Below are 14280 nucleotides of genomic sequence, written 5' to 3' on the forward strand. Positions count from 1 at the left end.
CGTGGTGCGCGGGCTTTTTGTTACCGTCGGCCGAAATGTCCTTTTCGACAAGATCACTGCTGAGCACCAATGTCTACTTTCGACCCACCCGCCCGACCGACCGCCCCCTCCAGCGCGTTCTTGGAGCGCATGGATGAAGCCGTCCAGGACCGGCTCGCGGAGGCGGAGCCGGACTTTAACCTTGGGACCAGAAGCCCTGAGCACCTGCAGTCCTGGGAGGACGCGGAGGCGCGGGTGGAAAAGGTCCGCGCGGACCTCGACCACATCGTTCGCGACCTGCACGCCCACCCGGAAGAGGCGTTTGAAGAGCACCACGCGCAAGCGGTGATCGCCGGGGTTCTTGAACGCCACGGGTTCCAGGTGGAACGCGGTGCACATGGCGTATCGACGTCAGTGCGGGCCGAATGGTCCAGCGCCGATTACGACTCGACGGTGCATCCCACGGTCGCCGTGCTGGCCGAGTACGATGCGCTTCCCGGCATCGGCCACGCCTGCGGGCACAACGTCATTGCGGCCGCTGGGGTGGGGGCCTTCCTCGGTGCCGTGGGAAGCGGCAGCGGCCGGATCGTGTTCCTGGGCACCCCCGCGGAGGAGGGGCACACCGGCAAGGAGTACATGATCCGCGGCGGGATGCTGGACGGCGTCGATTGCGCGGTGATGGTCCACCCGTTTTCCTACGACCTTGTCTCCCACGTGTGGGTGGGGCGCCGCACCCTGACCGCGACGTTTACCGGCGTGCCCGCGCACGCCTCGATGCAGCCGTACATGGGGCGAAACGCCCTCGACGCGGCCACGCTCGCCTATCAAGCGTGCGGGTTGCTGCGCCAGCAGATGCCGCCTTCGGACAGGTTGCATGCAGTGCTTTCCGACGGCGGAGCCCGCGCCTCGATCATCCCCGAGACCGCCACCCTGCAGATGTACGTCCGCTCGCTCTACACCGAGACGCTGATGGACTTAAGCCAGCGCGTGGAGGACATCCTCAAAGGCGCGGCCCTGATGACGGGCACGACCGTAGATGCGCAGTGGGACGAACATCCGATGTCGCTGCCTGTCCGCAACAACGCGACGCTTGCTCGGCGGTGGGGTGCGACGCAAGCGTCACGCGGAAGAGACGTGCTTCCGGCGGGCACCCTGCCGGATTCGCAGGCCGCGTCGACCGATTTCGGCAACGTGTCCCATCTGGTTCCGGGCATCCATCCGCTGGTGAAGATCGCGCCGGAGGGCACCGCGCTGCACACCACTGATTTCGCCGCGGCGGCGATCTCGGACCAGGCGTTTGAGGGCGCGTTCGACGCCGCGGTCGGGCTGGCGCAAACCATCGCGGACATCCTCAACGACCCCCAGCTGCTCGCTGACGCGCAGGAGGAGTTCCGCCTCGCCGGCGGCGCGATCTCCGTCGAGAAGCTGCTCGCCGGCGCGGCCGAGCAGCCCTAGTAGTAGAAGGGGAATTCCTCCCAGTTCGGCGGGCGCTTCTCTAGGAAAGAGTCGCGGCCCTCGACGGCCTCGTCGGTCATGTACGCCAGGCGGGTGGCCTCGCCGGCGAAGACTTGCTGGCCCATCAGGCCGTCGTCGACCAAGTTGAACGCGAATTTCAGCATGCGCTGCGCGGTGGGGGACTTGCCGTTGATCTCGCGGGCGACCTGGATCGCCTCGTCCTCAAGCGAGGCATGCGGCGCGACGATGTTCACCGCGCCCATGCGCTGCATCTCCTCCGCAGAGTAGGTCCGGCCCAGGAAGAAGATCTCGCGGGCGAACTTCTGGCCCACCATCTTGGCCAGGTACGCCGAGCCGTAGCCGGCGTCGAAGGAGCCCACGTCCGCGTCGGTCTGCTTGAACCTGGCCTCCTCCTTCGAAGCGATGGTCATGTCGCACACCACGTGTAGCGAGTGCCCGCCGCCGGCCGCCCAGCCGTTGACCACGGCGATGACCACCTTCGGCATCGTGCGGATCAAACGCTGGACCTCCAGGATGTGCAGGCGCCCGCCCTCGGCCTTCACGCGCGCTTCATCGACGGTCTCCGCCGTCTCGCCGCCCGCGTACTGGTAGCCGGAGCGGCCGCGGATGCGCTGGTCGCCGCCGGAGCAAAACGCCCAGCCGCCGTCCTTCTCGCTCGGTCCGTTGCCGGTGAGCAACACCACGCCCACCGACGGGTCGCACCGGGCGTGGTCGAGCGCCTGGTACAGCTCGTCCACGGTGTGGGGGCGAAACGCGTTGCGCACCTCGGGGCGGTCGAACGCGATGCGCACGGTGCCGTCGGCACGCGTGTCGCCCACGTGGCGGTGGTAGGTGATGTCGGTGAAATCGAAGCCCTCGACCTCGCGCCACTGGCTGGGGTCGAAGGGCTGGGCGGTGGAGTAGCTCATGCGGCTCATCCTACGTGTCGCCAATTTCACAACAGAAGTGTGGAGAAATCCGAAGTTAGGTATTGCTTACCTCAGGCGGGGGGTAATCGTGAAAACCACGGCCTTTCCGACATCGCTCGCGTCGGTTTTTGCTTACGGCGTCACCACTGTCGTGTAAAGGGTGCGGACGATACCTTCCATCATTCTCACCCGTGCGCAAACTCACGCAATTCTTATCTACTTTAGTGCCGACTTTCAAAATCGGGTTGCGCCCGCGGGATGTGGGTTCTAGCCTCTTGGCTGGAGAACCTAAGTCGAGTGGCCGACTCTTCGGAGAGGGAGCTCGCAGTCCCTGGTTTTGGGGACAGCCCTAATTCAATGCGTGAGTATTGGATTCGCGTCGACACAAGGAGTAGTCCATGAAGAAATTGCTCGCAAGTCTCAGTGTTTCGGTGATCCTTTCCGGCGGATTTGTGACCGAAAGGCGAATGCTAAAGACGTCACCGACTCAGATCAGATTGTAACCGTGAACAACAACAGTGACGCTGCGCGTAGCGTCTCTCCATCCGCAAAGAGCATTACAATTCGGAATGCCTCGGGAGGTGGGATCGGGGAGAAGATCGATACTCCTTCGGGGGTGCAACTCGAGTGGAGTATTGAGTCGCCCGTAGAGGAACATCAAAAGTCGTTCAGGGTAGAGGCGGATGGTCAGGTTGACCTGCATGTCGATCGGAACAGTGGCGCTCTACTCGTCCGAGTTGACGGATCTGATGTGGCGCTCATTGACGCTCCGTGGGCGCGCGACGCTGCCGGAAAGGCGCTCCCCACCCACTACGAAGTCGCTGGCGATACGTTCACCCAAGTTGTCGAGGTGAATCAACCCGACGTGGCCTATCCCATTGAAGCCGATCCCCGCGTGAATTGGGGGATTGTCAGCGGTCATATTTACTTCAGCAAGGAAGAAACTCGGCGAATGGCTGCCTCATCGGCAGCGGGGGCAGCAATTTCACCTTTCTGGGTTCTGGTTCCGCCCCCGTTCGGCGAGGTATTAGGGGCGTGGTGGGCAGACAATAGTGTTAACGTGACCGTCTGGGCAACAGCGGCGGTGGCGCAGGACAAATGTCTCGCGCTCAAAGTTGGCGCTACGGGCAGCGTTTCTCCTCCATCGTTAGGAGTAACTCCGGAACACTACACGCAGGGATGTGCTTAGCTGATGCCGATCTCTGGAGCAAATCTTCACTCTGCCAGGCTCACTAGGCGGGAGAGGGGCCTCAATCTCTCGTGGCTGGTCGCGCTGACGGTGCCCGCGTTGGGCTTGGCTTATTCGTGCATTACCAATGCACAGTCTGCAGCTGAATATTGTTGGGGCATCTCCGCAGCCGTAATTGTGTTTGGAGCCCTCTTCTATTTGGTTCCCAGGTATTCCCGCACGAAGCCCAGGCGATTTCTGCCCAGTTCCTTTGCTCCATTGTTTGCGGCGTACATCCCCGGTGTCATCGGGTTTTGGCAGGGGGGACTTTCTGCGGCTTCCTTGCTCTATCCGATTCTTCTCTACGCATTCGTTGCAGGCAGCGGGCGTCTCTATAAATGGGCTGAGGATGCCGCGCCGTAATCAATTGTTATGGGGCGTGTACGCGAGGGCCTTCACGATGTCGCAGGTTATTCCAACTGTGCTGACCTCGACGGAATCACTGAAAGGACCCATAGTGTTATGTTGCCTGCCGTTGGTCCCTGCGCGAGATCGAAGGGCTGGGCGGTGGAGTACAGCATGGGGTAATCGTACTCACGGACATTTCTAGTCAGGCGGCTTTGCTTTGATGGGCAGTGTCCTGCGAACTGGCCGATGCGCCTGCTTTATAACTCTTTATAACTACCCCAACCTATAAAGAGGTATAAAGCACCCATGCTGCCTTCTGCCGACGAAATCCTCGAGCGCGCCCACGTCGTCGCCCTGCCCATGGCCGTGAAATTCCGCGGCGTGACCACCCGCGAGGCCCTGCTCATCGACGGCCCCGCCGGCTGGGGCGAATTTTCCCCGTTTACCGAATACGGGCCCGAAGAATCCGCCGCGTGGCTGCGCGCCGGGCTCGAAGCGGCGTTCACTGGGCTGCCCGAGGCTCACGGCGAAGTCGAGGTCAACGGCACTATCCCCGCCGTCGCGGACGTCCAGCCAGTGCTCGCGCGCTACCCCGGCGTTTCCACCTTCAAAATCAAGGTGGCGGAGAAGGGGCAGTCGCTTGACGACGACCTCCGGCGCGTCGCCGCCGTCCGCCAGCTGCGCCCCGACGCGAAGCTGCGCGTGGACGCCAACCGCGGCTGGAGCGTCGACCAGGCCATCGAGGCCGCCGAGAAGCTCGGGGAGCTGGAGTACATCGAGCAGCCCTGCGCCACCGTGGAGGAACTCGCGGAGGTCCGACGGCGCACCAGCACGGCGATCGCGGCGGACGAGTCCATCCGCCGCGCCGCCGACCCGTACCGTGTGGCCGAACTCGGGGCGGCTGATGTGGCGGTGTGCAAGGTGGCGCCGTTAGGTGGCGTCGATAAGCTTCTGCGTATTGCCCGCGACTTGGACCTCGATGTGACCGTGGCCAGCGCGTTGGATACCGCCGTCGGGATGGACGCGGGTCTGGTGGCGGCGAAGCTGACCGGCTCGCGCGCGGCGGGGCTGGCCACGCAGCGGCTGTTCGTAGAAGATGTCGCCGCGCCGCGCGAGCTCGCGAACGGCCGGCTGGAGATCACCCGCACCACCCCCGATCCGGACAGGCTTCACGGGCTGCGCGCGCCGGCGAAGCGCCGCGACTGGTGGTTCGACCGCGTCCGCGCCTGCGTAGAGGTGCTATCAGTAGATCCCCAATTCCGGGTGTAAAATCGGACAATCGTGTTGGAATCGGGGGCGCGCCCGCTAACCTTTGCGCCATGTCGACTCCCGTGATCCACGATTCCGCCGCACTTTCAGACGGCGACCTGGCCAAAGCGCCCGAACCCGGCGAGTGGCGCCGCCAGCTCATCGGCCTGATCACCGGTGTGGTGCTGGCCGTGCTCGTCTACATCTTCTTCCCCTCTGGCGCGGCGGAGACCGTCGCGCAGTCCTCCGGCGCGAAGGAGGGCGTGGAGTACTCCGCGGACACCATGCGCATCGTCGCCGCCACCACCGTGCTCATGGGCGCGTGGTGGATGACCGAGGCGATCCCGCTGGCTGCGACCGCTTTGATCCCGATCGCGGTGTTCCCGCTGGCAGGCGTGGCGCCGTTCAAGGACGTCTCCTCGCCGTACGCGTCCGCGACAATCTTCCTCTTCATGGGCGGCTTCCTCATGGCGCTGGGCCTGCAGCGCTGGAACCTACACCGCCGCCTGGCGCTGATGGTGGTCAAGGTGGTGGGCACCAGCCCGAAGCGCATCATCTTGGGCTTCATGCTTGCTACCGGCTTTATGTCCATGTGGGTGTCCAACACCGCAACCGCCGTGGTGATGCTGCCCATCGGCACCTCGGTGCTCATGCTCACCGCGGACACCGTCGGCGGGATGAAAAACCAGAAGCGCTTCGCCACCGCGCTGATGCTGGCGATCGCGTATTCGGCGTCCATCGGCTCGCTGGCAACGCTCATCGGCACCCCGCCGAACGCGCTGCTGAAGGGGTACATGGAGGAGGCTCACGGCATCGTCATCGGCTTCGGCGAGTGGATGCTGGTGGGCCTGCCGGTGGCCGTGGTGTTCACCTTCATCGCGTGGTGGGTGCTCATCACCGTGTTCAAGCCCGAAGTGGACACCATCCCGGGCGGGCGCGAGCTCATCGACGAGGAGCTGAAAAAGCTTGGCCCCTGGACCTTCCCGCAGGTCGCCGTCGGGCTGATCTTCCTGGTGGCGGCGCTGGCGTGGATCTTCATCCCGCTGGGCATCAACCAGTTCGGCTGGGACTTCCCGTACGACGACGCCATCGTGGGCATCATCGCCGGCCTGCTCATGTTCATCGTGCCCGGCACCTCCAACGGCAAGCGCCTGCTGGACTGGGAGACGGCCAACGAGATGCCGTGGGACGTGCTCCTGCTGTTCGGCGGCGGGCTTTCCCTGTCCGCCATGTTCACCGCCACCGGCCTGTCCCTGTGGATCGGCGAGAAGGCGAAGGGCCTGTCGTCGCTGCCGATGTCCCTGCTCATCCTCGCCGTCGCCGCACTCGTGCTGATTTTGACGGAGCTGACCTCCAACACCGCCACCGCCGCAACCTTCCTGCCGATCATGGGCGGCGTCGCAGTGGGCATCGGGCTTACCGACGCCACGGAGATGAACGTCATGCTGCTCGCTATCCCAGTGGCACTTTCCGCCACCTGTGCGTTCATGCTGCCGGTGGCCACCCCGCCGAACGCGATCGCGTACTCGTCGGGTTACGTCACCATGGGCGAGATGATCAAGGGCGGCGTCTGGCTCAACGTGATCGCCATGGTGCTGATCACCCTGGCCACCTACTTCATCGCGGTGCCGGTGTTCGGGCTCGTGCTGTAAGCCCCGAATCTGCTGCGACACTTCCGCGCCCCGTCAAGAGCTTTTGGCGGGGCGCGCTAGTGTATTTCGCATGGATAACGAGACGAGACAGTACGGCCCCCAGGGTGGCGAGCCGCGCCGCGAGCGACCCCGGCAGTACTTCCCGGACCAGTCCCAAAACCAGTACCAGCAACCACAACCGCAGCCGCGCTACGAGGAGCGCTACGCCCAGCCCGCCTACGAGCAGCAGCAATACCAGCAGCCCTACCAGGACCCGTACTACGACAACGGGTATGAGCCGGAGCCGGAGAAGGGCACGTCGGCAGGCGCGATTGCGCTCGGCGTGTTCGCGGCGCTGAGCTTCATCGCCGCGGTGGTGCTGGCCGTGCTGTGGCGCGGCGCGGCGGCGGAGGCGAACAAGCCGCCGGTGACGGAGACCAGCACCATCGTGCAAACCACCACCGAGCGCGAGACGAAGACGGAGACCACCACCAAGTTCCCGTCCATTTTCCGCGACCGGGACAACCCCACCGCCACGCTGGAGCCGACGGAACCGACGCCGGATCCGAACGAGATTGAGCGCGAGATCCGCGACGGCGCCCGCGACATTCTGGACCAGCTGCGCGGCGGCGCGGACGAGTACCTACAGGAGCAGTAGATGGCAGCTATGGAGATTGCGGCGGCGGTGGCGGAGCTCGTCGCCAAGCATTGCACCGATGTGGTCATGAGCCCGGGCTCGCGCAACTCGCCGCTGGCATACGCGCTGCTCGCGCGCCGCGACGTGCGGGTGCACATGCGTATCGACGAGCGCTCCGCCGCCTTCACCGCCCTCGGTTTGGCGCGCGTGCAGCGCCGCCACGTCGGCGTGGTGATGACCTCCGGCACCGCCGTGGCGAATGCGTACCCGGCGGTGATCGAGGCGCACATGTCCCACACCCCGCTCGCGGTGATCAGCGCGGACCGCCCGGAGCGCCTCGTCGGCACCGGGGCGAGCCAAACCATCTGGCAGCAGGGCATCTTCGGCCGCTACGCCGAAACGCAGCAGGTGCAATCGCTTGACGACGTCCACGCGGCCTCCTTTACCGCCACCCAGGTCCACATCAACGTGGCCCTGGACACCCCGCTCGTGCCGGAGCAGCTGCCGGAGCCGGTGGGGCAGCCGCGCCGGGTTGGGCCGGGAGCGCTCGAAGGGTCGCGCGACTGGGTCGACCACGGCGCCGTCGACGTGGACCTGACCCGAAACACCCTGGTCATCGCCGGCGACGAAGCCTGGGAGGTGCCGGGACTGGAGCACGTGCCCACCATCGCTGAGCCGACCGCGCCCACGCCGTTCCACCAGGTGCACCCGCTGGCCGCGCGCTTTTTCGCCCAGTCCGAGGTGGCCATCTCCCACGACGGGGGCGACTTCGCTGCCGACACCAAGCCGGAGCAGGTCATCGTGGTGGGCCACCCGACGCTGCACCGCGACGTGATGGCGTTGTTGGCGGACCCGGACATCGAGGTCGTCGGCATCTCGCGCACCGAGACGTTCACCGGGCAGCCGGATAAGCGCGGCTCGCGGGTCAACGCCACCGGCCAGCCCACGGACACGTGGCTGAAGATCTGCGAGGCCGCCGGCGATGTCGGCGCCGAAACCGTGCGCCAAGCGCTCACCGAAGACGAGTTCGGGTTCACCGGCCTGCACGTCGCCGCCGCGGTGTGCGACACCCTAGGCGTGGGCGACACGCTGGTGCTCGGCTCGTCCAACCCGGTGCGCGACGCGTCGTTCGTGGGCATGCCCTTCGACGGGGTGGACACCTATTCCGCCCGGGGTGCCGCGGGCATCGACGGCACCGTCTCCCAGGCCGTCGGCGTGGCCCTTGCCACCCAGGCGCTGCGCCCGGACGAGATCCGCGCCCCGCGCACCGTCGCGCTCATGGGGGATTTGACCTTCCTCCACGACGCCAACGGCCTGCTCATCGGGCCCGACGAGCCGCGCCCGGGCAACCTCACCATCGTGGTGGCCAACGACGACGGCGGAGGCATCTTCGAGGCCCTCGAACCGGGCGCGGACAATCTCCGCGGCGCGTTCGAGCGGGTCTTCGGCACGCCGCACGGCGTGGACGTCGAGAAGCTTGCGGAAGCGTACGGGGCCGACTACCGGCGCGCCGACACCCTCGCCGAGCTCAACGAGGTGCTGCTGGAGCTCGAAGCGCAGCCGAGCCCGATCACCGTCGTGGAGGCCGCCACCACACGCACCACCCGCCGAGCGTTGGCGGCGCGCCTGAACCGATGAGGTGGCGCCGCCGCGCGCACCAGGTGGTGCTCGCGCTCTACGCCTTTGCCACCCTCGGCAGCGTGGCCATGGTCGCAGGTCCCGCGCTCAACGACGCCCGCATCCAGGCCAACCCCGGCCGCGGCACCGCGATAGTCACCGAAGCCGGGCGCATGCGCACCTTTGTGGAGTACCAGACCGAAGACGGCCAGCTGGTCTCCCCGCCGCGCGGGCTGCTGTACCCGACCGGGCTAGGGGAGGGGCAGCAGGTGTGGGTGACCTACGACAAAACCGACCCTGACCTGGTCAAGGTGGAAGGCCGCGGCTGGGCGCTGGCGCTTCTGCCCGCCCTGTCGATGTGGGCGGTGGCCACACTCGTCGCCGCCGCGGCGTGGTTCGCTGCCGGACGGTGGGTGCCGGAGGGGTAAAAATTCATGTTTGGTTCAACCAAAATTGGCGGCAAATTTGGATTGCAGTGGGAGAGTGCCTGATATGCGAGTGGGAATCGTGGCGGAGTCTTTCCTCCCCAACGTCAACGGAGTGACCAATTCGGTGCTGCGCGTGCTCGAGCACCTCAAGCGCGAAGGCCACGAGGCGATGGTCGTCGCACCCGGCGCGCGCGACTTCCAGGACGAGATCCCCGACTACTTGGGCTTCGAGATCGTCCGCGTGCCCACCGTCATGGTCCCCCTGGTGGATTCGCTGCCGATCGGCGTGCCCACCTCCACCGTCGCGGCGGCGCTGTCCGGGTTCAAGCCGGACATCATCCACCTGGCTAGCCCGTTCGTCCTCGGCGGGGCCGGCGTGTTCGCGGCGCGCCAGCTCGGTGTGCCGGCGGTGGCGCTGTACCAGACGGACGTCGCCGGCTTCGCCACCAAGTACCACCTGCCCATGGTGGCGAACTTGGCGTGGGATTGGACGCGCACGATCCACAACATGAGCGAGATGACGCTGGCGCCGTCGTCGAGCTATATCCGCATGCTCGAGTCCCACGGCATCAACAACGTGCGCCACTGGGGCCGCGGCGTGGACACCGAGCTGTTCAATCCGGCAAAGCGCTCCGACGTGCTGCGCCGCATGTGGGATCCCACGGGCGAGAAGAAGATCGTCGGCTTCGTGGGCAGGTTGGCCGCGGAGAAGTCGGTGCACCGCCTTGCCCCGCTTGTCGACGACCCTGCGGTCCAACTCGTCATCGTCGGCGACGGCCCGGAGCGGGATTGCCTTGCCGAGACCCTGCCTTCCGCCGTGTTCACCGGCGCGCTGTCCGGCGAGGAGCTCGCCCGCGCCTACGCGTCGCTGGACCTGTTCGTGCACACCGGCGAGTTTGAGACGTTCTGCCAGGCCATCCAGGAGGCGCAGGCCTCGGGCGTGCCGACGATCGGCCCGCGCGCCGGCGGCCCCATCGACCTGATTAAGCACGGCGACAACGGCCTGCTGCTTGAGGTGGACACCTTCGAAGACGAGCTGCCGGACGCCGCGCGCTGGATCCTCGACGACGCCCGCCACGCCACCCTGCAGGCCGCCGCCCGCGAGTCCGTGGCCGACAAGACCTGGGCCGCACTCGGCGACCAGCTGCTGGGTTACTACACCGAGGTGCTGGACTCCTACGAGCGCAAGGTGGTCAGCCTGTTCGGCCGCGACGTGGCCCTGCCGCGCTGGGCACCGGCACGCCTAGGCCAATCCCGCAGGCAAGCGCGGCGCGGCGACACCGCGTAGGCGCATGCGCGCCGCCAAGTAGAGTGGCGAGCATGTCCGTCGGCGACCTGTCCACCAGTACCCAGAACTACCTCAAAGGCATCTGGGCGCTTTCGGAGTGGTCAGATACGCCGGTGACACCGTCGTCAGTGGCCAAGCACCTTGGACTGCGCAAATCCACCGTCTCCGACGGGGTGCGCAAGCTCGGCGAGCAGGGCCTGGTGGAACATAAGCCCTACGGCGCCGTCGAGCTGACCGACACAGGCCGCACGTACGCGGTGGCGATGATCCGCCGCCACCGCCTGATTGAAACGTTTTTGGTGGAGGCGTTGGGCTACACCTGGGACCAGGTGCACGACGAGGCCGAAAACCTCGAACACTCGGTGAGCGACTTTATGGTCGACCGCATCGACGCGTTTTTGGACTACCCCAGCCGCGACCCCCACGGTGACCCCATCCCCTCAGCCAGCGGGCGTGTTGATGCCCCCGAGGCCGTCCCACTGACCGGCGTGCAGCCGGGGCAGAAGGCCACGATTGAACGCATTGCCGACGACGACCCGAAACTGCTGCAATTCTTCGACAGTCACGGGCTCGTCGTCGGCGCAACCCTCGAGGTGGGAGAGGGTGCCCCTTACTCCGGCGCGGTCGCGGTCCGGCTTGCCGGCGCGGCGGAGGCGGTGCCGCTCGGCGAGGAAGCCACGGATTCCGTCTTCGTGCGCGTGGATGCGTAACGACGACCCCGCAGCACCCCATGCGGGCCGAACAGGTACACCACACCAAACACCACACCTTGGGCGAGCACGATCATGCCGCCAGAGGCCGTGTCCAGGTAGTAGGAGCAGTACAGGCCCACAATCGCACACGCCGCCGACATGGTCGGGGCGATGATCAGCATCGTGCCGAATTTGTTGGTGAGCAGGTAGGCGGTCGCACCCGGGATGATCAGCATCGCCACCACCAGGATCACGCCAACGGCCTGGAGTGCCACCACTGACGTCAGCGCCAGCAGTGCCAGCAGGGCCGCACCGAGCAGGCGCGGATTCAACCCAATCGCGTGTGCATGGGTGGGATCGAACGCGTAGAGGGTGAAGTCGCGCCGCTTGAGCACCAGCACGCTCAACACGATCGCTCCCAGGATGGCCACCTGCAGCAGGTCCCCACGGGACACACCAAGCAGATTGCCGAAGATGATGTGGTTCAGATCCGTGTGCGAAGGGGTTACCGAAATGAGCACGAGCCCCAGCGCGAACATGGTGGTGAACACAATGCCAATGGCCGCATCCTCCTTCACCCGGGACGTATCGCGCACCAGCCCGATCAGTGCCACCGCAAGGAACCCGAACACCACCGCGCCGACGGCAAACGGCACGCCCAGAATGTAGGCCAGCACCACGCCGGGCAGGACAGCGTGGCTTACCGCATCGCCCATCAGCGACCAGCCAACCAACACCAGCCAGCACGACAACAGCGCGCAGACAATCGACGCCACCAGCGAGGTCGCAAGCGCACGCATCATGAACTCGTACCCAAACGGCTCCGTAAGCAGCGCAATCATGCTGACACCCCCATACCGAAGCCCTGTACCAAATTGTCCGGCTCTAACACCACTTCAGTCGGGGCGTGCATCAACACCCGGCGGTTCAACAGCACTGTCTCCGGCGCGAGCTGGGGCAAGGCAACCAGGTCGTGCGTCACCACAAAAATAGTGGTGCCTTCTGCCGCGAGGTCACGCAGCAGCTCAGTGATGGTGGCCTCGGAATGTTTGTCCACGCCGGCGAAGGGTTCGTCGAGAAGCATGATGCTCGCACCCTGAGCGATACCGCGGGCGATGAAGGCACGCTTCTTCTGGCCACCCGAAAGCTGACCGATCTGGCGGTCTGCGAACGACTCAAGGTGGGTGCGCTCAAGCGCGCGATCCACAGCCGCAATGTCCTCCGCACGCGCGTGGCGGGTAAAGCCCATGTGGCCGTAGCGGCCCATCATGACCACATCACGCACTGTGACCGGGAACTGCCAGTCCACGTCCTCGCTCTGCGGGACGTAGCCCAGCACCTGCGTCTTGCGGGCGCGCATGGGGTCGATGCCGTTGATACGAACCGTGCCGCGATCCGGCTTGACCAACCCCATGATCGCCTTGAGTAGCGTGGATTTGCCCGCGCCGTTCATCCCGATCAGCCCACAGATACGGCCTGGTTGGACGCTCAAAGTTGCGCCGTCGAGCGCGACGACGTCGCCGTAGCGCACCGCAACATCGTCAACCGCGATTGCGGGGATCACTGCTTGCCCCCGTTCAAACCGTCGATGATCACCTTCGTGTCGTGGCGAATCAGATCCAGGTAGGTCGGCACCGGACCGTTTTCCTCAGAAAGCGAATCGACGTAGAGGGTGCCGCCGTACTCCGCGCCGGTGGCCTTCACGACCTGCATCATCGGCGCGTTAGAGACCGTGGATTCACAGAACACAGACGGGACGTTGTTTTCCTTCACAAACTCGATCGCGCCGGCGATCTGCTGCGGGGTGGCTTCCTGCTCAGCGTTGACCGGCCAGATGTAGCGCTCGGTCAACTTCGCGTCGCGAGCCAGATAGGAGAACGCACCTTCGCAGGTGACCAAGGCGCGCTGCTTGTCGGGGACAGCGGCGAGCTTGGTTTCCAGCTCGTCTTGCACAGCCTGCAGTTCCTGCTTGTATGTTTCGCCGTTGGCCTTGAAATCATCGGCGTGCTCCGGGTCGAGTTCGCTGAACGCGTCGACGATGTTGTCCACGTACTTCTGCACGTTCACCGGACTCATCCAGGCGTGCGGGTTGGGCTTGCCGGCGTAGGCGTCCTCCGCGATGTCGATCGGGTCGACACCTTCGCTGACCACGGCGTGGGGCACGTCCAGGTCGGCGACGAACTGGGAGAACCAGTTTTCCAGGTTCATGCCGTTGTCCAGGATCAGGTCGGCGTCGGAGGCGCGCGAGATGTCGCCCGGGGTGGGCTCGTAGCCGTGGATTTCCGCGCCGGGTTTGGTGATGGACTCCACCCGCAGGTGGTCGCCGGCGACGTTCGAAGCGATGTCCTGGATCACCGTGAACGTGGTGAGTACCACGGGGGTGTCTTTGCCGCCTGCGGCGTCGGCGCTGTCCTGCGAACAGCCTGCGAGGCCGGCAGTTAGCGCAGCCGTGGCGGCGAGCGCGAGCACCTTGGATTTCAGCATGTTGGTCCTTTTCTTTCTGTGTACTTTTCCGTGCGGTTAGAGAAGCGGCGGCGGGCCGACGCGGTGGGACGTGGCAATGAATCGGTCGAGCTTTTCCGGGGATTCGTCGTGCAGGTAGACGGCGAGCAGCCGCATCAGGTTGAGCGTGACGTCTTCCGGGTTGGCGCTGGAGCGCACGAGCCGCGCGGACGCGAGGTAGTCGCCTTCGCGGGCGGTCTCGAACAATGCGATGGCTTCGAGCCATGCGCCCATGTTGGAGTCATCAAGTCCCATACCGGCGAATAATAAAGTTCGGCACGCCGAACTTGCAAGTGTT

The 14280-nt window shown here is 65.5% G+C and carries 14 protein-coding genes; 9 read left to right on the top strand and 5 right to left on the bottom strand.

The features are described from left to right. Positions 1 to 69: 69 nt before the first annotated feature. A complete protein-coding gene (locus CFOUR_RS01380) occupies positions 70 to 1434 on the top strand; it encodes a M20 family metallopeptidase (RefSeq protein ID WP_085956857.1) in 1365 nt (454 codons plus the stop codon). Here CFOUR_RS01380 and CFOUR_RS01385 read toward each other — a convergent pair. After that, positions 1431 to 2363, bottom strand: a complete 933-nt coding sequence (locus tag CFOUR_RS01385) for a 1,4-dihydroxy-2-naphthoyl-CoA synthase (RefSeq protein WP_085956856.1) — start codon at positions 2361 to 2363, stop codon at positions 1431 to 1433. The two genes, CFOUR_RS01380 and CFOUR_RS01385, sit on opposite strands and share 4 nt — an antisense overlap. A gap of 361 nt (positions 2364 to 2724) precedes the next feature. Here CFOUR_RS01385 and CFOUR_RS01390 point away from each other — a divergent pair, with 361 nt between their 5' ends. The 8 genes from CFOUR_RS01390 to CFOUR_RS01425 all read left to right on the top strand — a co-directional run bounded on the left by CFOUR_RS01390 (position 2725) and on the right by CFOUR_RS01425 (position 11498). Beyond that, positions 2725 to 3552, top strand: a complete 828-nt coding sequence (locus CFOUR_RS01390) for a hypothetical protein (RefSeq protein WP_143338952.1) — start codon at positions 2725 to 2727, stop codon at positions 3550 to 3552. A 693-nt stretch (positions 3553 to 4245) separates the two neighbouring features. Further along, positions 4246 to 5208: an o-succinylbenzoate synthase gene (locus tag CFOUR_RS01395; protein ID WP_085956855.1), complete on the top strand. Its 963-nt coding sequence runs from the start codon at positions 4246 to 4248 to the stop codon at positions 5206 to 5208. 50 nt (positions 5209 to 5258) lie between these two features. Then, positions 5259 to 6839, top strand: a complete 1581-nt coding sequence (locus CFOUR_RS01400) for an SLC13 family permease (protein WP_085956854.1) — start codon at positions 5259 to 5261, stop codon at positions 6837 to 6839. Between the two features lie 70 nt (positions 6840 to 6909). Beyond that, complete coding sequence (locus tag CFOUR_RS01405; RefSeq protein ID WP_101706347.1) at positions 6910 to 7476, top strand: hypothetical protein; 567 nt, start codon at positions 6910 to 6912, stop codon at positions 7474 to 7476. Continuing rightward, positions 7477 to 9093 carry a 2-succinyl-5-enolpyruvyl-6-hydroxy-3-cyclohexene-1-carboxylic-acid synthase gene (gene menD / locus CFOUR_RS01410; protein WP_290179702.1) on the top strand — a complete coding sequence of 539 codons (1617 nt, stop codon included), beginning with the start codon at positions 7477 to 7479 and terminating at the stop codon, positions 9091 to 9093. Then, positions 9090 to 9500: a DUF3592 domain-containing protein gene (locus CFOUR_RS01415; RefSeq protein WP_085956852.1), complete on the top strand. Its 411-nt coding sequence runs from the start codon at positions 9090 to 9092 to the stop codon at positions 9498 to 9500. Before menD ends, CFOUR_RS01415 begins: the two co-directional genes overlap by 4 nt. Positions 9501 to 9564: 64 nt before the next feature. Then, positions 9565 to 10788: a glycosyltransferase family 4 protein gene (locus tag CFOUR_RS01420; RefSeq protein WP_290179705.1), complete on the top strand. Its 1224-nt coding sequence runs from the start codon at positions 9565 to 9567 to the stop codon at positions 10786 to 10788. 32 nt (positions 10789 to 10820) lie between these two features. Continuing rightward, on the top strand, positions 10821 to 11498 hold the full coding sequence (locus CFOUR_RS01425) for a metal-dependent transcriptional regulator (RefSeq protein ID WP_038609549.1): 678 nt from the start codon (positions 10821 to 10823) through the stop codon (positions 11496 to 11498). Here the strand turns inward: CFOUR_RS01425 and CFOUR_RS01430 are convergent. Genes CFOUR_RS01430 through CFOUR_RS01445 form a run of 4 tightly spaced genes read right to left on the bottom strand, consistent with a single transcriptional unit; the run spans position 11399 to position 14237 of the window. Continuing rightward, entirely contained in the window at positions 11399 to 12322 is a 924-nt protein-coding gene (locus tag CFOUR_RS01430) for a metal ABC transporter permease (RefSeq protein ID WP_051952118.1), read from the bottom strand. The two genes, CFOUR_RS01425 and CFOUR_RS01430, sit on opposite strands and share 100 nt — an antisense overlap. Then, positions 12319 to 13044 carry a metal ABC transporter ATP-binding protein gene (locus CFOUR_RS01435; RefSeq protein ID WP_034997179.1) on the bottom strand — a complete coding sequence of 242 codons (726 nt, stop codon included), beginning with the start codon at positions 13042 to 13044 and terminating at the stop codon, positions 12319 to 12321. Before CFOUR_RS01435 ends, CFOUR_RS01430 begins: the two co-directional genes overlap by 4 nt. Further along, positions 13041 to 13964, bottom strand: coding sequence for a metal ABC transporter substrate-binding protein (locus CFOUR_RS01440; protein WP_066529067.1), 924 nt, complete (start codon positions 13962 to 13964; stop codon positions 13041 to 13043). The genes CFOUR_RS01435 and CFOUR_RS01440 overlap by 4 nt, the downstream gene beginning before the upstream one ends. A gap of 36 nt (positions 13965 to 14000) precedes the next feature. After that, positions 14001 to 14237, bottom strand: a complete 237-nt coding sequence (locus CFOUR_RS01445) for a tudor domain-containing protein (RefSeq protein ID WP_038609556.1) — start codon at positions 14235 to 14237, stop codon at positions 14001 to 14003. Between the last annotated feature and the right edge of the window lie 43 nt (positions 14238 to 14280).

The organism is Corynebacterium fournieri, from assembly GCF_030408775.1.
In the GTDB taxonomy this organism is placed as follows: domain Bacteria; phylum Actinomycetota; class Actinomycetes; order Mycobacteriales; family Mycobacteriaceae; genus Corynebacterium; species Corynebacterium fournieri.

Excerpts from the sequence above, each read along its gene's own strand:
- CFOUR_RS01385 (WP_085956856.1), bottom strand. The coding sequence starts at position 2,363 with ATGAGCTACTCCACCGCCCAGCCCTTCGACCCCAGCCAGTGGCGCGAG.
- menD (WP_290179702.1), top strand. The coding sequence starts at position 7,477 with ATGGCAGCTATGGAGATTGCGGCGGCGGTGGCGGAGCTCGTCGCCAAG.
- CFOUR_RS01445 (WP_038609556.1), bottom strand. The coding sequence starts at position 14,237 with ATGGGACTTGATGACTCCAACATGGGCGCATGGCTCGAAGCCATCGCA.
- CFOUR_RS01400 (WP_085956854.1), top strand. The coding sequence starts at position 5,259 with ATGTCGACTCCCGTGATCCACGATTCCGCCGCACTTTCAGACGGCGAC.
- CFOUR_RS01380 (WP_085956857.1), top strand. The coding sequence starts at position 70 with ATGTCTACTTTCGACCCACCCGCCCGACCGACCGCCCCCTCCAGCGCG.
- CFOUR_RS01430 (WP_051952118.1), bottom strand. The coding sequence starts at position 12,322 with ATGATTGCGCTGCTTACGGAGCCGTTTGGGTACGAGTTCATGATGCGT.
- CFOUR_RS01405 (WP_101706347.1), top strand. The coding sequence starts at position 6,910 with ATGGATAACGAGACGAGACAGTACGGCCCCCAGGGTGGCGAGCCGCGC.
- CFOUR_RS01395 (WP_085956855.1), top strand. The coding sequence starts at position 4,246 with ATGCTGCCTTCTGCCGACGAAATCCTCGAGCGCGCCCACGTCGTCGCC.
- CFOUR_RS01425 (WP_038609549.1), top strand. The coding sequence starts at position 10,821 with ATGTCCGTCGGCGACCTGTCCACCAGTACCCAGAACTACCTCAAAGGC.
- CFOUR_RS01440 (WP_066529067.1), bottom strand. The coding sequence starts at position 13,964 with ATGCTGAAATCCAAGGTGCTCGCGCTCGCCGCCACGGCTGCGCTAACT.
- CFOUR_RS01420 (WP_290179705.1), top strand. The coding sequence starts at position 9,565 with ATGCGAGTGGGAATCGTGGCGGAGTCTTTCCTCCCCAACGTCAACGGA.
- CFOUR_RS01415 (WP_085956852.1), top strand. The coding sequence starts at position 9,090 with ATGAGGTGGCGCCGCCGCGCGCACCAGGTGGTGCTCGCGCTCTACGCC.